This is a genomic window from Arthrobacter globiformis (assembly GCF_030817195.1).
GTDB classification, from domain to species: domain Bacteria; phylum Actinomycetota; class Actinomycetes; order Actinomycetales; family Micrococcaceae; genus Arthrobacter; species Arthrobacter globiformis_D.
Window position 1 is genome coordinate 3027579 of the sequence record NZ_JAUSYZ010000001.1, and the last position, 25538, is coordinate 3053116.

The following is a 25538-nucleotide window of genomic DNA, read 5'->3' on the forward strand; positions in this document are numbered from 1 at the left end:
GGCCGGGTGCGAGTAAGTAGGTACTAAGAGTGGTAATTATGCAGGTACTCAAGGTGGTTGCGGTGGGCCACGAAACCCGCCTAGTGTCGAAGCAGCAGGTTTGAAGGCTCATCCGGGAGTATTCGCGGTGGGAAGCCAGGTATTCGCTGCTGGGGAAAATAGCTGGGGCCGCAGTGTTCCATATTCGCCGCTCTGCGCGGCTTTTCTTGAAAAGTGAAACGGGCGTGACACCGATGTCCGCCATCCTTCACGCACAAGTGGGCAGGAACATTCCCTAACCCTGACCTAGCTCATGGCAGGGAACGAGGGAAAACATGACGATTATCAAGGATCCGCACGTGTTCAACGAGCAGAGCCTGTTCGTCGATCTGGAAGGCGTGCTGGGCTGCCGCCTCTTTCTGAAGATCGAGGGGTTCAATTTCGCCGGCTCAATCAAGCTCAAGCCCGCGCGGGAGATGGTTGAGCGCGCCGAGCGTGAGGGGCTGATCGGCCCCGGCTCCATCCTCGTGGAGTCCTCCTCAGGCAACCTCGGCGTCGCGCTCAGCATGATCGCCGCCAGCAAGGGATACCGCTTCGTGTGCGTGATCGATCCGCGCTGCAACCCGGCAACCCGGCAACTCATGGAATCGCTCGGCGCACAGGTGGACCTGGTCACCGAACCGGATCCCGTCGACGGCTTCCTCGGAGCCCGGCTCAACCACGTGCGGGACCTGTGCGCGTCCGACGAGCGGTACATCTGGCTCAACCAGTACACCAATCCCGGCAACTGGGGAGCGCACTACCGCTGGACTGCCCCCGGAATCTCCAATCAGTTCCCCGACCTGGACGTGCTCTTCGTGGGAGCCGGGACAACGGGGACCCTGATGGGTTGCGCGCGGTACTTCCGTGAGCACCGGCCCGATGTCCGGATTATCGCGGTCGACGCCGCAGGATCGGTCTCTTTCGGCGGCCAGCCGGCCACCCGCCTGATCCCGGGACTCGGCATGAGCGTGCGGCCGCCGCAGCTCGACGAGTCCTTGATCGATAACGTGGTGATCGTCGAAGAACTGGACACGGTGCGCGCCTGCCACCGCCTCGCGGCGGCCGGCTTCATGCTCGGTGGCTCCACCGGGACCGTGGTCCACGGCGCCATGTCCTGGCTCGCCGACCACAATGCCCAGGACCTGACGGCGGTGGCCATCTCCCCGGACATGGGCCGTCCCTACCTGGACACCATCTACAACCCCGACTGGGTGCACGATCATTTCGGGGCCGCAGCGCTAGCAACCACCGATTTGACAGAGGCTCCGGGCCGACGATACGACTCGGTGTCGGAGCCACAGCACCCAGCACCCGTACTGTAGTGAAAATGCGTCTCGACAACCTGCAGGGCGCTCCGCGTTCCACATCTCCCATCAGTCCCCCCATTCCCGAGACAACTGCGGCTCCGGCCGGGAACGGCTCTCCAGCCACTCCTGCCACGGGTACGGCCGTTGCCTTGGAGCGCCGGCTGGCGGAACTGCTCGCATCCGTGGTGAAGAAGGACGACGTCCCCGTGGACGCCAACTTCTTCTACGAACTAGGCGCGGACTCGCTGGTGATGGCGCAGTTCTGCGCCCGCGTGCGCAAGCAGCCGGACTTGCCTGCCGTGTCGATCAAGGACATCTACCAGAACCCCACGATCTCGGCGCTGGCCGCATCCCTGGCACCGCCGGAAGAGGCGACGGCGACGGTGCAGGTGCAGGACCGGCTGGCCGAGGTGCTCGCCGGCGTGCTGGACGTCGAGCACATACGGGTGGACGCCAACTTCTTCCTCGACCTGGGCGCGGACTCGCTGGTCATGGCGAAGTTCTGCGCCCGGGTGCGTAAGCAGCCGGACCTGCCAGCCTTGTCCATCAAGGACATCTACCAGAACCCAACGATCTCGGCGCTGGCCGCGGCCCTGGCACCGGCGGAAGAGGCGACGGCACAGGTGCAGGTGCAGGAGCGGCTGGCCGAGGTGCTCGCCGGCGTACTCGGCATCGAGCAGGTCGCGGTGGGCGATGACTTCTTCCATGACCTGGGCGCGGACTCGCTGGTCATGGCGAAGTTCTGCGCCCTGGTGCGCAAGCAGCCGGACCTGCCCCAGGTATCCATGAAGGAGATCTACAGCAACCCGAACATCTCCGCGCTGGCAGCGGCATTGCAGGTTCCCCCGCAAAAGGACAAGGAGCCGGAGACCTCGCCAGCGGTGGCCTCCGTGCCGGAGACGCCGGCGCCCATGGACGCACGGACCTGGGAGTACGCCATGTGCGGCGCACTGCAGGCACTCGTCTACATCTGCTACTGCCTGGGCGCCGGCCTGCTCACGGTCGTGTGGTACCAGTGGGTTTTCCCTGACACCGGGCAGGCCAACTACAACTGGCTCGCCCACGGGATCAGCTTCCTGGAGATCTACCTGCGGTCGACCGCCTTCGCAGCGGCGGTGTTCGCGCTGATGTGCATCCTGCCGGTAGTGGGGAAGTGGATTATCATCGGGCGCTTCCGCCACCAGGAGATCCGCATTTGGAGCCTTGCCTACTTCCGGCTCTGGCTGGTCAAGACCCTGATTCGGACTTCCCCCCTGCTGTTGCTGAGAGGTTCCCCGCTGACGACCTTTTACCTGAGGGCCATGGGAGCAAAGGTGGACCGGAACGTCACAATCGTAACCAACCGGCTTCCTGTTGCCACCGACCTGCTCACCATCGGGGAGGGGACGGTGATCCGCAAGGACGTCATACTCAACGGGTACCGGGCCCACGGCGGCGTCATCCAGCTCGGTGCGGTGACGCTGGGCCGGGACGTGACCGTCGGCGAGGGCAGCGTGCTGGACATCGACACGGCAATGGGAGACGGCTCGCAGTTGGGCCACCGGTCCACCCTGTACACCGGCCAGTCCGTGCCCGCGGGCGAGCATTGGCACGGTTCCCCCGGCAGGCGCACGGATGTGGACTACGCCACGGTCGAGCCGACGCCTTACCGGCCGTGGCGCCGTGGTTGGTTCGCAGCGTCCCAGCTCATCGGCGCGGTCGGATTGGGACGCATCCTGCTGGGGCAGGTGGTCATTCTGGTCATTCTGGCGAATCCGGACATAGCGGCGCTTCTGGAGCCGCAGTCCCCGGCGTTCACCAGTTGGAACTTCTACGGCGAGGTTCTTTTCTACGCAGGCCTTTCTGTGTTCGGTGGAACGATCGCGTCATTGCTCATCGTCACCACCGTGCCGCGTGCGTTCAACCTCGTTTTGAAGCCCGACACGGTGTATCCGCTTTTCGGGTTGCAGGACGCGGCGGCCCGGGCTGTGGCGAGACTGACCAACAACCGCATACTGGGGCAGTTGTTCGGCGACAGCTCCTACATCGTGAACTACGTGGGGGCCCTCGGCTACAAGCTGGGAAAAGTCCAGCAGACCGGCTCGAACATGGGCACAGTGTTCAAGCACGACAACCCGTATCTTTCGAGGATAGGTACCGGCACGATGATCGCCGATGCGGTGTCGTTCATGAACACCGACCACTCGGCGACGTCATTCAAGGTGAGTGAGGCGGCGATCGGCGCCCACAACTTCCTCGGCAATGCCGTGCACGTTCCGGCCGGGGGCAGGACCGGGGACAACTGCCTGCTCGCGACCAAGGTGATGGTTCCCGTCGACGGGCCGGTGCGCCATGATGTGGGCCTGCTTGGTTCCCCAGCGTTCGAAATCCCCCGCTCGGTCCTTCGCGACGCCCTGCCCGAAGAACATGCCAGCCGCGCCCAATTCCGCCGTGACCTCGCGGCCAAGAACAGGCACAACCTGCGCACCATGGCCCTCCTGATGCTTGCCCGGTGGTTGTACGCCTCGCTTGCAGTCCTGGAGACGTTTGCCGGCCTCGTGCTGTCGAACCACTTCGGTTTCCTTGCCTTGAGCGGGTCCTTTGTTGTGCTGCTCGTGGTCGGCTTGCTGGTCCCCATTGGCATCGAGAACCTTGCGAGGGGGCTCCGGCCGCTCCAGCCCCGGCTCTGTTCCATCTATAACCCGTACTTCTGGTCGCACGAGCGGTACTGGAAGCTGATGGCCGAGAGCCGCTACATGCTCATGCTCAACGGTACGCCGTTCAAGGCGCTGGTCTGGCGGCTGCTGGGCATGCGGATCGGGTCCAGGGTGTTTGACGACGGTTGCGGAATCCCCGAGCGGACCCTGGTGACGATCGGCTCCCGCTGTGCCCTGAACGCCGGGACCACAGTCCAGTCCCACTCCCAAGAGGACGGAATGTTCAAGTCCGACCGCATCGTCATTGGTGACGATGTCACGCTCGGCGTCTCCGCGTTTGTCCACTACGGAGTGACCATCGAAGACCGTGCCGTTGTCACCGCAGACTCCTTCGTGATGAAGGGGACGACCCTCCCCCCGGGAACCGTGTGGGGCGGCAACCCGGCCGAAGAGGCCCCAGTCCCCGCCACGTCCCCCCTCGCGCTGGAAAGGGCCCGTATCATGACCACCACCTCTGCGCTGACCTGCCGCACCGCCGCCGACCGCTCGTCGGGCCCGGGCAACGGCCGGACCGCCCCCGCGGGTGCAGCGCCGACGGCGATTCCCAGGTGGACGCAGGAGCGCCAGCCGGGTCAGGGGCGGATCGAAGTGGCTGTGCCTGAGGACCTGCGCCAGGCCGTGCTGATACTGTCCCGCATGTTGGACGCGACCCCTGCATCGATCTGGATGGCAGCTCATGCAAGGGTGCTCCAGGCGTTGTCCGGCGAAACAGAGGTCACGACCGGCTGCCAGGACGCGTCGGGGACCTGGCCCTGCGAACTCAATCTGGGACTAGGCTCATGGCATGCGCTGGTCTCCTCGGCGCGCATCCGGCAGGTCCAGGCCCACGCCGAGCGGGCCGGGGGGCCGCAGGCTTCCGGGACGTACGAGGTGGTACTCAGCACAGACCATGACGAGGATTCCGAGCTCGCGGAGGGCCTCGTCCTGGGAGTGTCCCTCCGTGGCGCCGCAGGTGGCGAAGCGTTGAGCCTGCGCTACCGCCGCGACGTCCTCGACGAGGACGCAGCCCTCCGGATCGCCGGCTATCACCTGAGCGCAGTCCGTCATCTCGTCGCCGACCCCGAGTCGGACCCTGACGACGTTGATCTCGTCGGTCCCGAGGAGCGGCGCCTGCAACTGGAACAGCTGGCCGGACCCGAGCGGCCCCGGCCGCAGCGGCGTTTCCACGAGCTGTTCGAGGAGTGCGTCCGGCAGCATCCCGAACGTATCGCGGCGGTCCAGGACGCGCGGGAGTGGACGTACGCGGAGCTGAACGCCCGCGCCAACCGGGTCGCCCGTGCCCTGCTCGCGCGCGGGTTGCGCGCGGAGGACATCGTGGCGGTCGTCGCCGAACGGGATCTGGAGTGGATGGCCGCTGTGATCGGCATCCTCAAAGCCGGAGGCGCATACCTGCCGATCGAGCCGCACTTCCCGGCCGACCGAATCGCCAGAACGCTCACGCGGGCCGGGGCCCGGGTAGTGCTCACCGAAGGCGGCAGCAGCACCACGCTCGATGAGGCACTGGAAGGAATGCCTGCAGTGATGAAGCTTCTGTTCGAGGACATCGAGGCCGAGGGGCACCCCGCCGACGACCTCGGCATGGAGATTCGTCCCGATCAGCTGGCTTACGTCTATTTCACCTCCGGGTCCACTGGCGAGCCGAAAGGTGCGATGTGCGAGCACGACGGGATGGTGAACCACCTGTACGCCAAGATCGAGGACCTGGGGATCCGCCCTGGGGACGTCGTCGCCCAGACCGCCCCCCAATGCTTCGACATCTCGCTGTGGCAACTGGTCTCGGCGCTGCTCGTCGGCGGCCGCACACTCATCGTCGGGCAGGACCGCATCCTCGACGTCGAGCGGTTCATCGACACGGTGGAACGGGGCGCGGTGGCGGTCTTCCAAGTCGTCCCGTCGTATCTGGACGCCGTGGTGGCGTACCTGGGCGGCAAGCCTCGCGCCTTGCCGCATCTTCGCTGCGTCTCGGCGACAGGGGAGGCTTTAAAACGTGAGCTGGTCCGCCGCTGGTTCGACGTGATGCCGAACGTCAAGCTGGTCAACGCCTACGGGCTGACGGAGACCTCCGACGACACGAACCACGAAGTGATGAGTGCAGCGCCCGCGGGCGGCTCCGTGCCACTGGGCCCGCCAATCCCGAACGTCCGGATCCACATCCTCGACGAGCGGCAGCGGCTTGTGCCGCTTGGAGCGCCGGGTGAGATCGCCTTCTCCGGGGTGTGCGTGGGCCGCGGCTACATCAACGACCCGGAGCGTACTGCGCAGGCCTACTCCACCGATCCCTATGTGGACGGCGCGCGGCTCTACCGGGCTGGGGACTACGGCCGCTGGTCCCCGGACGGCAAGCTGGAGTACCTGGGCAGGCGGGACAACCAAGTCAAAATCTCCGGGTTCCGCATCGAGATCGGTGACATCGAGAACGCGCTGCTGCGGGTTCCCGGCGTCCGCGACGGCGCCGTCGTCGTAGGCGAGGGCGCCGGGCAGTCCAAGTTCCTCGTTGCGTTCTACTCCGGCAATCTGCCGCTCGAGGTTGACGAAATCCGCAGCGAGATGGCCGCGCGCGTACCGGGCTACATGGTTCCGTCGGCGTACAGGTGGCAGGAGAGCCTGCCCCTGACCGGCAACGGAAAGATCGACCGGAAGGCTTTGACCCGCATGGCGCTGGAGGTCGTCCCCGAGGCCGGCATCGCCGGGGAAGCCCTCTCGGCGACGGAGCAGCGGCTCGCCGAGGCATGGGCGACGGTGCTCGGCCTGCCGGTGGGCCGGATCGGTGGGCAGGACTCGTTCTTTGCGCTGGGCGGGACTTCGCTGTCCGCGGTGAAGCTCGCCGTCCTGCTCAAGCGCGCAGTGTCGATCAAGGACATCATGCAGACGCCCATCCTGGCGGACCTGGCGACCCTGCTTGAGGCCTCGTCCCTGGCGGACGCTGCCGTTCCGCCCGCCCCACGCGCGGCGGGATCCGCGGCGGAGCCCGACTCGATGGCCCCGGTGGGAGGACCGGTTGGCCACTCCCACCAGCTACCCATGAAACGAAAGGACCTCTGATGTCGTCTCCTACACCCAGGATCCAGTTCGACGTGGAACTCCAAGCCGGTCAGGCGCCGATGCTCACCGTCGAGGATGGCCACGACCCCGTGCGGTGGGCCGAACAGAACCGTGAGGCGCTGCGTGCGGCCGTGGATGAGCACGGCGCCGTCCTGGTCCGCGGTCTGGGCCTCCGAGATCCAGCCGAAGTGGCCGATGCCTTCCAACGGCTGGTTTCTGGTGGCCTCATGCCGGACCGGGAGGCGTTCGCCACCAGGCAGCCCTACTTCGACGGCGTGTACTCATCCCTCACTTGGCCCGCGAACCAGCCAATGTGCATGCACCATGAGCTCAGCTACGCGCTCGAGTTCCCCGGACTGATGCTCTTCGCCTGTCTCCAGGCACCCAGCGTCGGTGGGGTGACCGGCGTGGCGGACGCCCGTGCGGTGCTCGATGCCATACCCGCGGACATCGTCCGGCGTTTCGAAAACGAGGGGTGGCTGCTCGCCCGCAGCTACAACGAGGACATCGGCGCCTCCTATGAGGAGGCGTTCGGGGTCTCCGACCGCGCCGACGTCGAGAACTACTGCCGGGCGCACGAGATCGAGTTCGAGTGGCAGCCCGACGGGGAGCTGCGCACCCGGCAACGGCGCCCCGCCGTGGTCCGGCATCCGGTGACCGGCCAGCGCTGCTGGTTCAACCAGGTGGCGTTCCTGAGCGAATGGACGATTGCGCCCGAGGTGCGGGAGTACCTGGTGGACGTCTACGGTCCCGACGGGCTGCCCTTCAACACCCGCTTCGGCAACGGCGAGCCGATCGGCGAGGAAATCATTGCCCTCCTGAACGAGGTCTACGAGGCCCACACCCTTCGAACCCCCTGGGAGGCAGGGGACCTCATGCTGGTCGACAACATCCGCATGGCGCACAGCCGCGAGGCCTACGAGGGACCTCGGGAAATTCTTGTCGGCATGGCGGAGCCGCGCAACATTTTCGATCTCGATACGCACACCCAGGACGGTTCAAGATGACAGATCTAGCCACTTCCCCAGTCGCAGCGGCCGGAGAGCCGAAGACAGTTCCGCCCTTCGCGGTCATTCCAGGGGCCCAGGTGCAGCAGGTGCTCCAGGGACGGGAAAAGCAGGTCATCGAGCTGGTCGAGCAGACCTACCTGGTGCATGCAGCCGGAGATTCGGTGAACCCCCCGTCTTACTTCCTGCGCTTCCCGGACCGGCCCACCTCGCGCATCATCGCACTGCCGGCCTCGATCGGCGGACAGGTGGCGGTTGACGGCATCAAGTGGGTCTCCAGCTTCCCGAACAACGTGTCGTCGGGGCTTCCGCGCGCATCAGCGGTGTTGATCCTCAACAACCGGGTGACGGGCTACCCCTTCGCCTGCATGGAGGGCTCCATTATCAGCGCCTCCAGGACGGCTGCATCGGCCGCCGCGGCGGCCGACTGGCTCAGCCGGGGCCGCGGGCGTCCAAGAAGGATCGGGTTCTTCGGCGTTGGCCTCATTGCCCGTTACATCCACACCTTCCTGAAGGCCACCGACTGGTCCTTCGACGAGATCGGGGTGTTCGACCTCTCGGACGAGAGTGCGGAGGGTTTCAAGGGCTACCTTGAACGCAGCGACACCGGAGCCCGGGTGACCGTGCACGACGGCCCCGAGCAGCTGATCAAAAGCAGCGACCTCGTCGTGTTCGCCACGGTGGCGGGCCAGCCGCACGTGCACGATACGACGTGGTTCGACCACAACCCGCTGGTGCTGCACGTGTCCCTGCGCGACCTGGCCCCTGAGATCCTGCTGGCCTCGACCAACATCCTCGACGACGTCGACCACTGCCTGAAAGCCGGGACGTCGCCCCACCTCGCGGAGCAGATGGTCGGCAACAGGGACTTCGTGGACGGCACCTTGGCTGACGTCATGGAAGGCAAGGTCTCGCTGGCGGATGACCGCCCCATCGTGTTCTCGCCGTTCGGCCTGGGCGTGCTCGACCTGGCAGTGGGTAAGTACATCTACGACGAACTTGCCAGCAGCGGCCAACTCCGGGTGGTCGAGGATTTCTTTTCGGAGTTGCGTCGGTACGGCTAACCCTGCGGCGCAAACCGCATTCATCGATTCGCACTCAATGAGGAGTGACACAATGCTCTCCCTACCGCAGATGCTGGGGAATGTGTCCAAGGCATACGTCCAGTCCCCTGAAGACTGGGCACGGTCGGTCACCGACGTCCTGCGAGACGCCGCGATCTATCACCAGGCCGGAAACGGCTTCTACCGCGCCCAGTGTGACGCGTTGGGAGTCGATCCCGCCACGATCAACGACATCAACGACCTGCAATCCCTGCCACTGTTGCCGGTCGGCATGTTCAAGCGTCCCGACGCCCAGGTGCTGCTCACCTGCTCTCTGGCCGACGTCGAGACCGAAACCCGCTCCAGCGGAACCCGCGGTGTCCCGTCCGTCGCCCCCCGCAACAGCGAGACACTGACCCTGGCGCTGGTCGCCCTGATCGGGACCTACCGGGCGTTCTTCAGCCTGTCCGGGGGCGCGGGACTTTTCTTGAACCCGTCGGACCCCGAAGCCTCGGAGATGGGACTGCTCAAGGACTTGAACATCCTGAACAGCGTCTTCGACCACCACGCCTATCTCGTTGCCAACCAGGCGTTCGACGCCGGGGAGGCCCTGGAGCACCTGCGCCGGTGGGAGGGACATATGACACGCCACATCATCAGTCCGCCGTTCCTCGTCGGCCGGCTCCTCCAGTTCCTTGAGCGGGAGAATGTCAATGTGCGCTTGGACCCATACAGCATGATCATCACTCTCGGCGGCTGGAAGCGGCACACGGCCGAGGCCATCCCCGACGAAGACTTCCGGGAGCGGTGCCACGACCTGCTCGGCGTGCGCGCGGTGAACGTGCGCGACATGTACGGGATGATCGAGTCGAACATGCTCGCTGTCGAATGTCACCTGCATCGCAAGCACGTTCCGCCGTGGTGCTACATCTCCATCCGGGACCCTGGCCAGAGCGGCAAGGAGCTCGCCCCGGGGGAGACCGGCGCCATCGCCGTACTGGACGCCCTCAGCACCAGCTACCCCGGTTTCCTCCTCACCGACGACATGGGCGACATCGAGACCGGCACCTGCGGGTGCGGCAGAACCGGCCAGGTCATCAACTTCCGCCGGCGGGGGCAGGGCGGTCTTGGCCACTGCCCCGTCAGCATCGAGCGCTACCTCGGTTCGGGCACCACCGCCGGGGCCGAGGTGGCGGCACCGCAGGGCCCTGTCATGGTGATGGAAGGGACAGGCCCATGGAAGCGCCGTCATCCATCGCTGGAACCCGCCCGTTCCTGAGTACAGCCACCGCCCAGCAGGAACCGGTACCGACGATGGTCAGTCAGATGTATGAAGTGACGACGGGCAGCAGCACGCCGCCCGCAGTGCCGACGGATCCGGCTGCGAACGTGCGGGCCGGCGTTACAGTCTATTTTCTCGGCGGCGAGCAGAACCTGCTCTACGTTGAGGTCAACGGGCAGTGGGTGGAATACATCAAATCCGCCCCGCCGTCTGAGGATCAAAAGCCGGTAGCTCAAGCGCCCCCGACCCAGCCAATTCCTCACACGGATACAAGCCAAAGCCCTAATGCATGGCTTGGCCCTGTCCACTGGGCCGGTTACACCTGCCATAGTCCCGACGAATTGACGCGGGACCGTAAGCGCCGGGTCTACCATGACCCGGCCGCCAGGCCGGACCTGTTCCCTGCTTTTGACGGGCAGCCGCCCACCCAGCCCCTGCCGGTCTTGGAGCTGACCGGCGACCCGGAGGACCCTGCACCCTGGCTCGATCCCGATACAGGGGAGCGGTTCTCCTCCGACCGGGCAAGCTTGGTCCTGAGACTTTTGAGGTACTGCCCTCGAAAACCGTTTACGACTCCCGCTGTTTGGTAAGACACTTCGCCGGACTCTCGAATGAGGAGGGCGGCGGAGCCCTTAGGTTCGAGGACGAGCTGCAGGACGAGGCCCAGGCCAGCTGACAGCGCCGGTTCCGTCAGCGCCGGTTCCCCAGGCTCAAAGGCGGTTGACCGCGGTGACCCGGACCACAGCAGTGCCCGTCTCATCCGAGGCAGCCAGGTCCACCTCGGCGGAGATCCCCCAGTCGTGGTTCCCGGCCGGGTCATCGAAGATCTGCCGGACCTTCCAAACGCCGGGCGCCTCGGTGATGATGAGCAGCCCGGGCCCCCGGGCGTCAGGGCCGGTGCCGATGTCGTCGTGTTCGTCGAAGTAGTCGTCCAGGACGTCTTCCCAGCGATCCGCATCCCAGCCGGCGTCGCCGTCGAGCTCGCCCAGGGCAGCGGCGTCCTCGTCGGCAAAAAGCTCGACCCGCCGGAACATCTCGTTGCGGACCATGACCCGGAAGGCCCGGATGTTGGACGTCAGGGACGGCGGCGGGGGAGGCGGGGCATCGTGCGGCGTCGGGGCGGCACCGGAAGTCAGTTCCTCCCACTCGTCCAGGAGGCTGGAATCCACCTGGCGCACCAACTCGCCGAGCCAGGAGATCAGATCCTCGAGGTCCTCCCGCAGCGCATCCTGCGGCACGGTCTGCCGGAGTGCCTTGAAGCCGTCCGCCAGGTACCGCAGCACGATGCCCTCGGATCGGGCAAGGCCGTAGAACTGCACGAACTCGCCGAAGTTCATCGCTCGCTCGTACATGTCCCGGATGACCGACTTGGGAGCCAGCTCAAAGTCGCCCACCCACGGGGCTGCCTTGCGGTACACCTCGAAGGCCTCGCCCAGGATTTCCGCGAGCGGCTGGGGATAGGTGACCTCGTCAAGCATGGCCATCCGCTGCTCATACTCGATGCCGTCGGCCTTCATGGCGGCCACGGCCTCGCCGCGTGCCTTCTTCTGCTGCGCAGAGAGGATCTGCCGTGGCTTCTCAAGTGTGGCTTCAATTACTGAGACCACGTCGACCGCGTAGGACGGCGATTCCGGATCCATCAGGTCCAGCGCGGCCAGGGCAAACGGGGAAAGTGGCTGGTTCAGGGCGAAGTTCGGCTGCAGATGGACAGTCAGGCGCACCGTGCGGCCGTCCGCCCCCTGTTCAGCAGCCGGGATGCGCTCCACCACCTCGGCCGCGAGCAGCTCCCGGTAGATCCCCAAGGCCTTCTTCATCAGCCGGAGCTGGGAGGGACGGGTTTCGTGGTTCTCGGTGAGGAGCCGGCGGGCCGCGGCGAACGGGTCGCCCGGACGCTCCATGAGGTTCATGAGCATCGCGTGGGTCACGGTGAAGCTGGAGTTCAGCGGCTCGGGCACGGATTCCACGAGCCGGTTGTAGGTGGGCTGGCCCCAGGACACGAACCCCTCCGGCGGCTTCTTCTTCACCACCTGGCGCAGCTTGCGCTGGTCATCGCCGAATTTCGCGGTGGCCTTGGCCATCGCCTTGACGTTCTCCACCACGTGCTCGGGGGCCTGCACCACCACGGTGCCGGCCGTGTCATAGCCGGCACGGCCGGCCCTCCCGGCAATCTGGTGGAACTCACGGGAGTTAAGCAGGCGGGTGCGTACGCCGTCGTACTTGCTCAGGGCGGTGAGCACGACGGTACGGATGGGCACGTTGATCCCCACGCCCAGCGTGTCCGTACCGCAGATGACCTTGAGCAGGCCGGCCTGGGCCAGCTGCTCCACCAGCCGGCGGTACTTGGGCAGCATGCCCGCATGGTGCACGCCGATGCCGTGCCGGACGAGGCGGTTCAGAGTCTTGCCGAAGCCCGCCGCGAAACGGAAGTTCGCGATGAGCTCGGCGATCCTGTCCTTTTCCTCGCGCGTGCACACGTTGATGCTCATGAGCGTCTGGGCGCGCTCGATGGCCTCCGCCTGGCTGAAATGCACCACATAGACCGGCACCTCCTTGGTGCCCAGCAGTTCTTCGAGGGTCTCGTGGACCGGCGTCTCGCGGTAGTAGTAGTGCAGGGGAATGGGGCGTTCGGCCGAGCTGACGGTGGTGGTCGGCCGTCCCGTGAGTTCGGTCATGCCGGCCTCGAACCGGCTGACGTCGCCCAGCGTGGCGGACATGAGGAGGAACTGTGCCTGCGGAAGTTCCAGCAGCGGAACCTGCCACGCCCAGCCGCGCTGCGGATCGGAGTAGAAATGGAACTCGTCCATGATCACGGCGCCCAGTTCGGCCGCCGCGCCTTCGCGCAGGGCGGTGTTGGCCAGGATCTCGGCGGTGCAGCAGATGATCGGGGCGTCCTGGTTCACCCCGGAGTCGCCGGTGATCATGCCGACGTTCTCCGCCCCGAAGATCTCGCAGAGGGCGAAGAACTTCTCGGACACCAGGGCCTTGATGGGGGCCGTGTAGTAGCTACGCTCGCCGCGGGCCATCGCCTGGAAATGCGCGGCAACGGCGACCAGGGACTTGCCGGATCCGGTGGGCGTCGCGAGGATCACGTTGGCGCCCGAGGCCAGTTCCATGATCGCCTCGTCCTGGGCGGGGTAGAGCTGCAGGCCCCGGCTTTCAGTCCACTCCACGAAGCGCTCGTACAGCGTGTCCGGGTCCGCGACGGTTCCGGTCGTGATCCGTGCGGAGGGGGCGGGGAGCTGTTCAACGAGTTTCATTGCCTTCCAGCTTAGTGCCAGCGCGTCCCTGAACGGTTTCGGTCCGGTCCGGCGCTAGGCTCACTCTGCCAGGACAAGACTTCAACGACCTAGCTTCAACGAACAACCGGAGGCCATGTGTGGGATCCCGCCAAATACGTCCAGTTTGGGGACTACCGGCAGCGTCCGTTCTTTGACCTGACCGGCCGCGTCCTCCCCGACGCCCCGCGGCAGGTGGTGGACCTGGGCTGCGGTCCCGGCAACCTGACCGCCACGCTCGCGGCCCGCTGGCCCGATGCGCGGGTGGTGGGCCTGGACTCCTCCGCCGAAATGCTGGCCACGGCCGAACAGCACCGGCAGTCCGCGCCGGGACTGGAGTTCAGGCTCGGGGACATCGTTTCCTGGGTGCCCTCCGCGGACACCGACGTGGTGGTGAGCAACGCGGCGCTGCAGTGGGTCCCCGGGCACCCCGAACTGCTGGCGGGCTGGCTGGAGGCCCTGAAGCCGGGCGCGTGGTTCGCACTCCAGGTGCCGGGCAACTTCACGTCCGCGTCCCATACCCTGATGCGTGACGTCGCCGAGTCGCCGAAGTGGGCCGGGAAGCTTGCCGGCGTGCTGCGCCACGATGAGGCGGTGGCGCACCCCGCACGCTACCTGGAGATCATGCTCGACGCCGGGTGCGCGGCAGACGCGTGGGAAACCACCTACCAGCAGATACTCACGGGCGAAAACCCGGTGCTGGATTGGGTGCGCGGCGCCGGCCTGCGGCCCGTGCTGGCTGCGCTGTCGGCGGACGATGCCGCCGAGTTCGAGGCCGAATACGGCGCCCGCCTGGCCGAGGCCTACCCGGCTACGCCGCACGGCACGGTGTACCCGTTCCGCAGGATCTTCGCGGTGGCCCGCAAGCTTTAGGGCAGCCGCTCCCGCCGCGCGGGCAATGTCCCGCGCGGTCCCATGTGATCTGGCTTACAATGGCCAAGCGGCTATTGGGGGCCTGCCCAGGCTCCCGTACGCCTTGGCGATGGAGGAGGCGCGGTGCTGATTGGCTTAATGCTCCGCCTCCTCGGCGAGCACCGGCCCGCTGTCTGGGCGATCATCGTGCTGCAGGTGGTGCAGACGGCAGGAAACCTGCTGCTGCCGACGCTGAACGCCAGCATCATCGACGACGGGATCCTCGCCAACCAGCCCGGGGTAATCCTGGGGCTTGGCGGCTGGATGCTGGTGCTCACCGCCGTGCAAGCCGCAGCCGCCCTCGGTGCCGGGTACCTTGGGGCTGACGTCGCCATGAAAATCGGCCACCGCCTGAGACGGGAGCTGTTCTCCCAGTCCAGGTCCAGGCGATGTCGTCCCAGGAGGTCGGGACTTTCGGCACCCCCAGCCTCGTCACCAGGGCCACCAACGACGTCCAGCAAATCCAGACCTTCGCGGTCCTGGTCTTCACTATGCTCGCCGCCGCGCCGGTCATGGGCATCGGGGGAATCATCCTGGCCGTCCAGCAGAATGCGGCCTTGTCCTCCGTCGTAATCTTCATAGTCCCGGTGCTGGTGCTCATCATGTACTTGATCGTGCGCCGCCTTATCCCGCTCTACCGGCAGGGCCAGGCCCTCATCGACGGCATCACCCGGATCCTCCGCGAACAGATCATTGGCGCCAACGTCATCAGGGGTTTTGTCCGGCAGAAACATGAGGTTGCCCGTTTCACGGAGGCCAACAGGCGGCTGACCAGCAACAACCTTCAGTCCGCGCTCCTGGTCGCGGGCATGCTCCCGATGATCATGATCGTGGTGAACCTCTCTTCGGTGGCCGTGGTCTGGTTCGGTGGGCAACTGATCGGCAGCGGCAACATGGAAGTGGGCGCCCTCACGGCCCTCATCGCCTATATCCTGCAGATCCTGCTGGCAATCATGATGGCGATGTATGTGTTCAGTACCGCACCGCGCGCGGCCGTATGCGCCGAGCGGATCCAGGACGTGCTGGACGTCACACCGGCACTGGCTGTGCCCGCCGCGCCCTGGCCCGACGCGGCGGGGCCCATCGCGGAGCCGGCAACTGGGTCGCCGGCAAACGCGGAGCCGGCAACCGCGGACGGCGGGGGAGTGGAGTTCAGCCACGTCTGGTTCGCCTATCCGGGGGCAGAGTCCCCGGTCCTGGCCGACGTCTCTTTTACTGCCGGACCGGGCACCACCACGGCCATCATTGGTGCGACCGGCAGCGGCAAGACCACGCTCCTGAATCTCCTGCCGCGGTTCCTGAATGCCACCTCAGGTGAAATCCGCCTCGGCGGAGCTGACATCCGTAACCTGCCTGCTGACCGGCTTCGGGAACGGATTTCGCTGGTGCCGCAGCACTCCTATCTCTTCTCAGGCACTGTAGCGAGCAACCTGCGGATGGCCTCGCCGGATGCCACGGAGGACGCCCTGTGGAAGGCCCTTCGGTTGGCACAGGCCGACGGCTTCGTCCGCCTGCTCCCGGACGGCCTTAATGCCGCCGTCGCCCAGGGCGGGGCCGGGCTTTCGGGCGGGCAGCGGCAGCGCCTCTGCATTGCCCGCGCCATGCTCCGCACCGCGGACCTTTACCTGTTTGACGACAGTTTTTCCGCCCTGGACTATGCCACCGAGGCTGCAGTCACCCGGGCGCTGGAGCCCGTGCTGGCAGCAGCAACCGTGCTCATGGTGGCCGAACGCATCCCGACCATCATGGGTGCGGACCGGATCCTGGTGCTCGAGGAAGGCCGGCTTGTCGCCCAGGGAACCCACGCTGAACTGCTGGTCTCCTCGCCCACCTACCGGGAGATCGCCGAGTCGCAGCTGGCCCTCGATGAGCAGCCATGAGAACCGGGCAGCCATGAGGGGCGGGCGCCCATGAAGGGCACGCACGCCGCCGAACGCAAAACGGGCAGTTTCCTGCCGGCGGCCACACGGCTCCTGGGCTTGCTGCGCCCGTTCAAGGGCAGGATGGCCCTGGCCGTCGCGGCGACCTGCGGCTTCGCCGCCCTCAATGTGGCAGCTCCGAAGCTCCTTGGTGACGCCACCGACGTCATCGTCGACGGTTTTATGCACGGCACGTTCGACGCCGGCAAGCTGGCCGCGCTGCTCGCCGCGGTGTCGCTGATGTACGTCGGGACCTCGGTCTTCAACTGGGTCCAGGGAGCCCTGACCGCCCAGACTGTGCAGCGGCTTGTTTTCGGCCTTCGCGCCGCCGTCGAGGACAAACTGCACCGGCTGCCGTCCGCGCACTTCCACGAGCAGGCCAGGGGCGATGTCCTCAGCAGGGCCACCAACGACGTCGACAACATCTCGCAGGCGCTCAACCAGCTGCTCACGCAGCTGATCATGTCCGTTCTGATGCTGTGCGGTTCGCTGGCCATGATGCTGTGGATCTCCCCGCTGCTGGCCGCCATCGCCCTCTTGTCCGTGCCCCTGTCCACGCTGATAACGGTGTTCATGGCGCGCCAGTCCCAGGCCTATTTCACCGCCCAATGGGCATCCACCGGGGAGCTGAACGCCCATATCGAGGAGTTCATCACCGGTCACGAGGTGATCAAGGCATTTGGGCAGCAGCAAACGGTGTCGGCCATCTTCGGCCGCGGCAACGACCGGCTGGCCCGCAGCAGCGCCCGCGCCCAATTCGTCTCCGGAGCCGTGCAGCCGCTCATGGTCTTCGTCGCCAACCTCAACTATGTTGCGGTGGCCGTCGTCGGCGCCCTGCAGGTGGCGGCCGGCGGCATGACGATCGGCGGCATCCAGGCGTTCATCCAGTTCAGCCGCCTCTTCACCCAGCCGATGGGCCAGATCGGCGGCATGCTTACCCTCATGCAGTCCTGCGCAGCCTCAGCGGAACGGGTCTTCGCCCTCCTGGACGAGCCCGAGATCCCCCGCGAGGACCAGGCTCTGGCCCGCCAGGAAAACCTCCGCGGCCGGATTGATTTCGAGGACGTCACCTTCGCATATACCCCGGGGGCGCCGGCCGTCAGCGGGCTGTCGTTCTCCGTCCTCCCGGGCCAGACCGTGGCCATCGTGGGCCACACAGGCGCCGGCAAGACCACCGTGGTGAACCTCCTTATGCGCTTCTATGAGCTCGATTCAGGCCGCATCACGATCGACGGTACGGACATCGCCACGGTGCCTGTGGACTCGCTGCGGTCCAATTTCGCCGTGGTCATGCAGGACGTCTGGCTGTTCAGCGGCACGGTGCGCGACAACATCGAATACGGCTGGCCCGGGGCGGATGATGACCAGATACTGGCAGCAGCCGAGGCCAGCCACGTGGACCACTTTGTGCGGTCGCTGCCCGCCGGTTACGGCACGGTCCTGCGGGACGACGGCGATTCGCTGAGCCAGGGCCAAAGGCAGCTGATCACCATCGCGCGGGCCCGGCTCGCCGACCGCAGCGTCCTGATCCTGGATGAGGCAACAAGTTCCGTTGACACCCGGACCGAGGTGCAGATCAAGCTCGCGATGAACCGGTTGAGGCAGGGCAAGACGAGCTTCATCATTGCCCACAGGTTGTCCACCGTGCGCGACGCTGATCTAATTCTCGTCATGGATCACGGACGCATTGTTGAACAGGGGACGCACAGCAGCCTGCTGTCCGTGGACGGCCATTACCGGCACCTGTATGAGGCCCAGTTCCGCGGGGTGGACCGCGAACTCGGCGCCATCCGCCGGCACCACGGCAGGCACGCCGCCGGCCAGCAGCGCTACCGGGAGTCCGGCCTGTGACCGCCGGCGATGCCTTCCCGGGGCGGTGGAAGCCGAACACCGGCAGCTCCGTGGCCCTCTTTGAGCAGCTGCGGCTCCACGTGATCGAACAGGCGGACCAGGGAAAGCTTGCCCCCGGCACGCGGCTGCCGGCAGTGCGGGCCCTCGCCGGAACCCTCGGCGTGGCACCCCACACGGTGGCCCGGGCGTACAAGGAACTCGAAGCTGCGGGCGTCGTCGCCACCAAGGGCCGCAACGGGACGGTGGTCTGCGCCCGCGACGAGCGTTGGGGGGCTTTGTCCGAGGCCGCAGCCGATTATGCCGCAGCCGCCAAATCCCAAGGCGCAACTTTCGCCCAGGCGGTGCACCTGCTGGCGGCTGCCTACGACGCTGAGTAGCGGGGGTGGCGTAGCACACCCGCGTGGATATTCGAAGAAGTTTTCGACTAGCATTAGTGGGTGCCTAAAGCCGTAGCTGAAGAAACCGCTGTTGCCCCCTCCGCCGTCGTCCCCCTGAGCCCCGCCAAACCGGAGCGCCCGGATCTGTCCCGGCTGGTGGTTAAGGGCGCCCGCGAGCACAACCTCCGCAACGTCGACCTCGACCTGCCCCGCGACGCCATGATCGTCTTCACGGGTCTGTCCGGCTCCGGAAAGTCGTCCCTGGCCTTCGACACCATCTTCGCCGAAGGCCAGCGCCGCTACGTCGAATCGCTCTCCGCGTACGCCCGGCAGTTCCTGGGCCAGGTGGACAAGCCCGACGTCGACTTCATCGAGGGCCTGTCGCCGGCGGTCTCGATCGACCAGAAGTCCACGAGCAAGAATCCGCGCTCCACCGTGGGCACCATCACCGAAATTTACGACTACATGCGTCTCCTGTGGGCGCGCGTGGGCCGTCCGCACTGCCCCGTCTGCGGTGAACCCGTCATCAAGCAGACGCCGCAGCAGATCGTTGACCAGCTGCTCGAACTGGAGGACGGCACCCGTTTCCAGATCCTCGCCCCGGTGGTGCGCGGGCGCAAGGGTGAGTTCGTCGACCTCTTCAAGGAATTGACGGCGAAGGGCTATTCCCGCGCCCGTGTCGACGGCGACCTCGTCCAGCTGAGCGATCCACCCAAGCTGGGCAAGCAGTTCAAGCACACCATTGAGGTGGTGGTGGACCGGCTCGTGGTCAAGGAAGGCATCCGGCAGCGCCTGACGGACTCCATCGAAACGGCGCTTGGCCTCGCTGAGGGGCGCGTCCTGGCCGACTTCGTCGACCTTGAATCCGACGACCCCCACCGCACGCGTGCCTTCTCGGAAAACCTGGCCTGCCCCAACGAGCATCCGCTGGCCATCGATGAGATTGAGCCCAGGTCCTTCTCGTTCAACAACCCATTCGGCGCCTGCTCGGCCTGCAGCGGCATCGGCACCCGGCTGGAAGTCGACGAGGACCTGATCATTCCCAACCCGGAGCTTGCGCTGGAGGACGGGGCTATCGCGCCGTGGTCCCTGGGCGCCGCCACCACCGAGTACTGGAACCGTTTGCTCGACGGGCTCGCCAAGGAACTCGGGTTCTCCATGACCACGCCGTGGCAGGACCTTCCGGCCGACGTCCGGCAGACTGTCCTGCACGGCAAGGACCACAAGGTTGTGGTCCAGTACCGCAACCGGTTCGGCAGGGAGCGCAAGTACAGCACCGGCTTCGAAGGCGTGGTGCAGTACGTGCACCGCAAGCACACCGAAACCGAGTCCGACTACGCCAGGGACCGGTACGAGGAGTACATGCGGCAGATCCCCTGCCCGGCCTGCAACGGCGCGCGGCTGAACCCGGCGTCGCTCTCGGTTCTCATCAACGGCAAGTCCATTGCCGACGTCGCGCGGCTGCCCATGCGCGAATGCGCAGCATTCCTGGACAACCTCGTGTTGACCGGCCGTGAGGCCCAGATCGCCCACCAGGTCCTCAAGGAGATCCAGGCCCGTCTGACCTTCCTGCTGGACGTGGGCCTGGAATACCTGAACCTGGAGCGCCCCTCCGGCACCCTCTCCGGCGGCGAGGCCCAGCGCATCAGGCTCGCCACCCAGATCGGCTCCGGCCTCGTGGGCGTCCTGTACGTCCTGGACGAGCCCTCCATCGGGCTGCACCAGCGGGACAACAGGCGCCTGATTGAGACCCTCACCCGGCTGCGGGACCTGGGCAACACCCTCATTGTGGTCGAGCACGACGAGGACACCATCCACGAGGCGGACTGGATCGTGGATATCGGCCCGGGAGCCGGCGAGCACGGCGGGCAGGTGGTCCACTCAGGGTCCTACGAGGCACTCCTGCAGAACACGAAGTCCCTGACCGGGGACTACCTCTCCGGCCGGAAGAGCATCGACCTCCCCAAGAAGCGGCGCAAGTACGACAAGAAGCGAGAGCTGAAGGTGGTCGGCGCCCGCGAGAACAACCTCGTCAACGTTGATGCCGCCTTCCCCCTCGGCCTGTTCACCGCCGTGACCGGCGTCAGCGGCTCCGGCAAGTCCACTCTGGTCAACGAGATCCTGTACAAAGTGCTGGCCAACAAGCTCAACGGCGCCAAGCAGGTGGCCGGGCGCCACCGCACAGTCCAGGGCCTCGAGCACCTGGACAAGGTGGTGCACGTGGACCAGAGCCCCATCGGCCGCACCCCGCGCTCCAACCCGGCAACGTACACCGGCGTGTTCGACCACATCCGGAAGCTCTTCGCCGAGACCACCGAAGCCAAGGTCCGCGGCTACATGCCCGGACGGTTCTCCTTCAACGTCAAGGGCGGCCGCTGCGAGGCCTGCTCCGGTGACGGCACGCTCAAGATCGAGATGAACTTCCTGCCGGACGTCTACGTCCCGTGCGAGGTCTGCCACGGTGCGCGCTACAACCGCGAGACCCTCGAGGTGCACTACAAGGGCAAGACCATCGCCGACGTCCTGAACATGCCCATCGAGGAGGGTGCCGAGTTCTTCGCGGCGTTCTCCCCGATTGCGCGCCACCTCAACACGCTCGTGGACGTCGGTCTCGGATACGTCCGGCTGGGCCAGCCCGCTACCACGCTGTCAGGCGGCGAGGCGCAGCGCGTCAAACTGGCAGCCGAGCTGCAGAAGCGGTCCAACGGCCGCAGCGTCTATGTCCTCGACGAGCCCACCACCGGGCTTCACTTCGAAGACATCCGGAAGCTGCTCATGGTGCTGCAGGGCCTCGTGGAGAAGGGCAACACTGTCATCACCATCGAGCACAACCTCGACGTCATCAAGAGCGCCGACTGGATCGTGGACCTGGGCCCTGACGGAGGCTCCGGCGGCGGCCGGATCGTGGCCTCTGGCACCCCCGAGCAGGTCTCCAAGTCCTCGGAGAGCCATACCGCAAAGTTCCTGGCCGAAATCCTCGGCTAGCAGGGCCAAAGCCGGACGCCCACCAAGAAAGGCGGCCCCCAGGACAACTGGCGGGCCGCCGTCGTCGTTAAACTACTCGATCGTGGCCGAAGTATTCTTCGAACGGCATACGAGTTTGAGCAGGCGTGCCATCATGAGAAACTAAGCCGGTGACTTCAACAACAGTGCCCGTGATCTTCGACCTGGACGGCACTCTTGTCGATCCGGCCGGCGGGATAACAGACGGAATTGCCGCGGCCCTCACCGAACATGGCCTTGCTGTCCCAAGCCAGGACCTTCTAGACGCGATGGTGGGTCCCAAGCTGAGCGATTCCCTGCTGAACGTCGCGGCTGTTCCGCCGGCCATGCTCAGGGCGGTCATCCGGACCTACCGGATGCATTACCTGGACTCCGGCATTTCCCAGAGCCGCCTGTACCCGGGCATCGTTGACCTGCTGGACGGCTATGTCGCGGCGGGGCGGCCCGTCGCGGTGGCGACGCAAAAGCCGGAAGCCCTTGCGCACATCGTGCTTGAACACCACAAAATCGCTCGCCGGTTCCTCACCATCAAAGGCTCAGCCGCGGATGAGACCGCGGCTGCGGCCGGTCCGGTCGGCAAGAGCGGCATCATCGCCGCTGCCATGACGGCCCTCGGAACGCAGCATGCCGTGATGGTGGGCGACCGTGCGCAGGACGTGGCCGGAGCGTTGGCCAACGGACTCGACTGCATCGGCGTCAGCTGGGGTTTTGCGCCCGACGGCGAACTGGAGGCAGCTGGAGCGGTGGCCGTCGTGCACGACACCGCCGGCCTGTGCGCCAAGGTCGAGGAGCTGGAGAACGTCCGTGCCGCAGCCCTGAGCGAGGTGCGCAACGATGGAGCTGTTTGACGGCGTCCGCTGGACGACGCGGACCCTTATCTCCGGTACCTGCCGGCCGACCGTCATCGGGCTGGAGAACGTGCCCAAGGACGGTCCCTTCATTGTGGCGCCCAACCACCTCTCCTTTCTGGACAGCGTGATTGTCCAGGCGCTCATGCCGCGTCCCGTGGCTTTCTTTGCCAAGGCGGAGTACTTCACCACCAAAGGCATCAAAGGCCGCGTGATGAAGTCCTTCTTCGAGGCAGTCGGCTCCATCCCGGTCGAACGCGGGGAACAGGCCGCAAGCGTGCAGGCCCTTAAGACACTCCTGGACATCCTCGAGGACGGCAGGGGCATCGGCATCTACCCCGAGGGCACCCGTTCCCGTGACGGAATCCTCTACCGGGGCCGGACCGGCGTCGGCTGGCTGGCCCTCACCACCGGCGCGCCGGTGATCCCGGTGGGACTTATTGGTACCGAGAAGCTGCAGCCCGCTGGCCGCAATGCAGTCAAGCCCCAGCACTTCACCATGAAGGTGGGGGAGCCGATCTACTTCGACAAGACCGGGCCGGACCATTCCCTCCCCGCCCGGCGCCAGGTGACCGACCGGATCATGGACGCTATTGCCGAGCTCAGCGGCCAGGAGCGCTCCACGAGCTACAACCAGAGCAAGGTCATCGAGTAGGCCGCTCCCTCGGAGGGGCCGGCCGTTCCTTCACGATGGCCTGCGGCAATCCGCAGCCCCTCAGCTCAGTAGACTGGAAACGTGGCAGATCCATCGAGTTATAGACCCCAGACGGGTGAGATTCCGACCAATCCGGGTGTTTACAGGTTCAGGGATCCCCATGGGCGGGTTATCTATGTCGGCAAGGCCAAGAACCTCCGGTCGCGACTGAACTCGTACTTCGCGAACCCGGCAGGGCTGCTGCCCAAGACCCACGCCATGGTGTACGCGGCCAGCAGCGTCGAGTGGACGGTGGTGGGCAGCGAACTTGAATCCCTGCAGCTGGAATACACCTGGATCAAGGAATTCAAGCCGCGGTTCAACGTGGTTTTCCGGGACGACAAGACGTACCCCTACCTCGCCGTCACCATGGGCGAGAAGCTGCCCCGCGTGCAGGTCATGCGCGGCGAGCGGCGGAAGGGCACCCGGTACTTCGGCCCCTACACGGCAGGTGCCATCCGGGAAACCATGGACACCCTGCTGCGGGTCTTCCCGGTGCGGAGCTGCAGCGCGGGGGTGCTGAAGCGGGCCCAGGCCAGCGGCCGGCCCTGCCTGCTGGGCTACATCGACAAATGCTCGGCCCCCTGCGTCGGCCGCGTCACCCCTGAGGAACACCGCGCCCTGGCCGAGGACTTCTGCGCCTTCATGGGCGGCGAGGCCAAACGGTTCATCGCCCGGCTCGAAAAGGAGATGGGGGCCGCCGTCGCCATCCTCGACTACGAACGCGCCGCCCGGCTGCGCGACGATATCACCGCCCTCCGGAAGGTCTTCGAGCGGAACGCCGTGGTGCTCGCCGAAGACACCGACGCCGACGTGTTCGCCCTGCACGAGGACGAGCTCGAAGCGGCCGTCCAGGTGTTCCACGTCCGGGGCGGACGGGTCCGCGGCCAGCGCGGCTGGGTGGTCGAAAAGGTGGAGGACTTCACCACTCCCGACCTCGTCGAACACCTCCTCCAGCAGGTCTATGGCGAGGACGCCGAGGTCCAGGGCAGGCTTCCCCGCGAGGTGCTGGTGCCTGTTGAGCCGAGCAATGCACAGGACCTGGCCGTGTGGCTGGCCGGCATCCGCGGAGCCAAGGTGGACATCCGCGTTCCGCAACGCGGCGACAAGGCCGCCCTCATGTCCACGGTCCGCGAAAACGCCGAGCATGCGCTCCGGCTCCACAAGACCCGCCGGGCCGGCGACCTCACGGTCCGGTCCCAGGCGCTGCAGGAACTCCAGGAGGCACTGGAGCTCCCCGTCCCGTTGCTGCGCATCGAGTGCTACGACGTCTCCCACGTCCAGGGCACCAATGTGGTGGCCTCCATGGTGGTAGTGGAGGACGGGCTGCCCAAGAAGTCCGACTACCGCAAGTTCTCCATCACCGGGGCCGCGGCCACGGACGACACCGCTGCGATGCACGACGTCCTGACGCGGCGCTTCCGGCATTACCTCGTGGACAAAACGGCCCAGGTTGAAGCCGCCGAACTGGTCGCCACCCCGGCAGTCGCGACTGCCGGTACGAATGGGGCGGCCCCGGCCAACGGGGCGGCCCCGGGTGCGGCCGCGACGAGCGACGGGGCGGCCCCGGGTGCGGCCGCGACGAGCGACGGGGCGGCACCGGGCGCCGCGGCCGCGGACGCCGCGCTGTCCGACACCACCACGCCGGCCCCGCGGGCAAAATTCGCCTACCCGCCCAACCTTGTTGTGGTGGACGGCGGCAAGCCGCAGGTCAACGCGGCTGCCCGCGCCCTCGAATCGCTGGGCATCGACGACGTGTACGTGGTCGGGCTCGCCAAGCGCCTCGAGGAGGTCTGGCTGCCGGACAGCGACTTTCCGGTCATTCTGCCCCGCTCCTCGCAGGGCCTCTACATGCTGCAGCGCATCCGCGACGAGGCCCACCGGTTCGCCATCTCGTTCCACCGGCAAAAGCGCGGCAAGGCGATGACCGTCTCAGCGCTCGACGGCGTACCCGGGCTGGGCGATTCCAAGCGGAAGGCCCTGCTCGCCCATTTTGGCTCCGTCAAGAAGATCAAGGCGGCATCGGCGGAGGAACTGACAGCTGCCAAAGGTGTTGGGCCGGCGCTGGCGGCGGCCATCGTCACGCACTTCAGTCCGGGCGGAGCCGGCGGCGACTCGGGTGACACCGTTCCGGCGATCAACATGACCACCGGGGAAGTGCTGGAAACTTAGCCCGCGCCCCGAAACTTGGTTAGGGTAAGTACGGGAAATCGGCGTGTGCCGCAAACAGCAACCGCGCAGGAACTGCGCGCTGGAAGCAA

At 66.3% G+C, this 25538-nt stretch carries 13 protein-coding genes and 1 pseudogene; 13 read left to right on the forward strand and 1 reads right to left on the reverse strand.

Annotated elements, in window-relative coordinates; all coding sequences use genetic code 11:
- Positions 1–314: 314 nt before the first annotated feature.
- Genes sbnA through QF036_RS13700 form a run of 5 tightly spaced genes read left to right on the forward strand, consistent with a single transcriptional unit; the run spans position 315 to position 10395 of the window.
- Positions 315–1343: a 2,3-diaminopropionate biosynthesis protein SbnA gene (sbnA, locus tag QF036_RS13680; protein WP_307102662.1), complete on the forward strand. Its 1029-nt coding sequence runs from the start codon at positions 315–317 to the stop codon at positions 1341–1343.
- A 5-nt stretch (positions 1344–1348) separates the two neighbouring features.
- Positions 1349–7066: a Pls/PosA family non-ribosomal peptide synthetase gene (locus QF036_RS13685; RefSeq protein WP_307102664.1), complete on the forward strand. Its 5718-nt coding sequence runs from the start codon at positions 1349–1351 to the stop codon at positions 7064–7066.
- Positions 7066–8073, forward strand: coding sequence for a TauD/TfdA family dioxygenase (locus tag QF036_RS13690; protein ID WP_307102001.1), 1008 nt, complete (start codon positions 7066–7068; stop codon positions 8071–8073). Before QF036_RS13685 ends, QF036_RS13690 begins: the two co-directional genes overlap by 1 nt.
- Positions 8070–9137, forward strand: a complete 1068-nt coding sequence (gene sbnB, locus QF036_RS13695) for a 2,3-diaminopropionate biosynthesis protein SbnB (RefSeq protein ID WP_307102666.1) — start codon at positions 8070–8072, stop codon at positions 9135–9137. The genes QF036_RS13690 and sbnB overlap by 4 nt, the downstream gene beginning before the upstream one ends.
- A gap of 52 nt (positions 9138–9189) precedes the next feature.
- On the forward strand, positions 9190–10395 hold the full coding sequence (locus tag QF036_RS13700; protein WP_307102669.1) for a LuxE/PaaK family acyltransferase: 1206 nt from the start codon (positions 9190–9192) through the stop codon (positions 10393–10395).
- Positions 10396–11108: 713 nt separating this feature from the next.
- On the opposite strand, the gene QF036_RS13705 is transcribed toward QF036_RS13700, so the two are convergent.
- Positions 11109–13655, reverse strand: a complete 2547-nt coding sequence (locus tag QF036_RS13705) for a DEAD/DEAH box helicase (RefSeq protein WP_307102670.1) — start codon at positions 13653–13655, stop codon at positions 11109–11111.
- A 117-nt stretch (positions 13656–13772) separates the two neighbouring features.
- Between QF036_RS13705 and QF036_RS13710 the strand changes: the two genes are divergently transcribed.
- From QF036_RS13710 to uvrC, 8 genes and pseudogenes are all read left to right on the forward strand, one after another.
- Positions 13773–14546: a trans-aconitate 2-methyltransferase gene (locus tag QF036_RS13710; RefSeq protein WP_307102672.1), complete on the forward strand. Its 774-nt coding sequence runs from the start codon at positions 13773–13775 to the stop codon at positions 14544–14546.
- Between the two features lie 123 nt (positions 14547–14669).
- Positions 14670–16465 (forward strand): annotated as a pseudogene (locus tag QF036_RS13715) (ABC transporter ATP-binding protein).
- Positions 16466–16495: 30 nt separating this feature from the next.
- Positions 16496–18355, forward strand: a complete 1860-nt coding sequence (locus QF036_RS13720; protein ID WP_307102674.1) for an ABC transporter ATP-binding protein — start codon at positions 16496–16498, stop codon at positions 18353–18355.
- Positions 18352–18732 carry a GntR family transcriptional regulator gene (locus tag QF036_RS13725; RefSeq protein ID WP_307102676.1) on the forward strand — a complete coding sequence of 127 codons (381 nt, stop codon included), beginning with the start codon at positions 18352–18354 and terminating at the stop codon, positions 18730–18732. Before QF036_RS13720 ends, QF036_RS13725 begins: the two co-directional genes overlap by 4 nt.
- A gap of 60 nt (positions 18733–18792) precedes the next feature.
- Entirely contained in the window at positions 18793–21717 is a 2925-nt protein-coding gene (gene uvrA, locus QF036_RS13730; protein WP_307102678.1) for an excinuclease ABC subunit UvrA, read from the forward strand.
- A 149-nt stretch (positions 21718–21866) separates the two neighbouring features.
- On the forward strand, positions 21867–22583 hold the full coding sequence (locus tag QF036_RS13735; protein WP_307102680.1) for an HAD hydrolase-like protein: 717 nt from the start codon (positions 21867–21869) through the stop codon (positions 22581–22583).
- Positions 22570–23238 carry a lysophospholipid acyltransferase family protein gene (locus tag QF036_RS13740; RefSeq protein WP_306923501.1) on the forward strand — a complete coding sequence of 223 codons (669 nt, stop codon included), beginning with the start codon at positions 22570–22572 and terminating at the stop codon, positions 23236–23238. Before QF036_RS13735 ends, QF036_RS13740 begins: the two co-directional genes overlap by 14 nt.
- Positions 23239–23319: 81 nt before the next feature.
- The gene (gene uvrC, locus QF036_RS13745) at positions 23320–25449 is read left to right on the forward strand and encodes an excinuclease ABC subunit UvrC (protein WP_307102682.1); all 2130 of its coding nucleotides are present in this window, start codon (positions 23320–23322) and stop codon (positions 25447–25449) included.
- Positions 25450–25538 lie beyond the last annotated feature (89 nt).

Excerpts from the sequence above, each read along its gene's own strand:
- QF036_RS13685 (WP_307102664.1), top strand. The coding sequence starts at position 1,349 with ATGCGTCTCGACAACCTGCAGGGCGCTCCGCGTTCCACATCTCCCATC.
- QF036_RS13700 (WP_307102669.1), top strand. The coding sequence starts at position 9,190 with ATGCTCTCCCTACCGCAGATGCTGGGGAATGTGTCCAAGGCATACGTC.
- QF036_RS13740 (WP_306923501.1), top strand. The coding sequence starts at position 22,570 with ATGGAGCTGTTTGACGGCGTCCGCTGGACGACGCGGACCCTTATCTCC.
- sbnA (WP_307102662.1), top strand. The coding sequence starts at position 315 with ATGACGATTATCAAGGATCCGCACGTGTTCAACGAGCAGAGCCTGTTC.
- QF036_RS13690 (WP_307102001.1), top strand. The coding sequence starts at position 7,066 with ATGTCGTCTCCTACACCCAGGATCCAGTTCGACGTGGAACTCCAAGCC.
- sbnB (WP_307102666.1), top strand. The coding sequence starts at position 8,070 with ATGACAGATCTAGCCACTTCCCCAGTCGCAGCGGCCGGAGAGCCGAAG.
- QF036_RS13705 (WP_307102670.1), bottom strand. The coding sequence starts at position 13,655 with ATGAAACTCGTTGAACAGCTCCCCGCCCCCTCCGCACGGATCACGACC.
- QF036_RS13720 (WP_307102674.1), top strand. The coding sequence starts at position 16,496 with ATGAAGGGCACGCACGCCGCCGAACGCAAAACGGGCAGTTTCCTGCCG.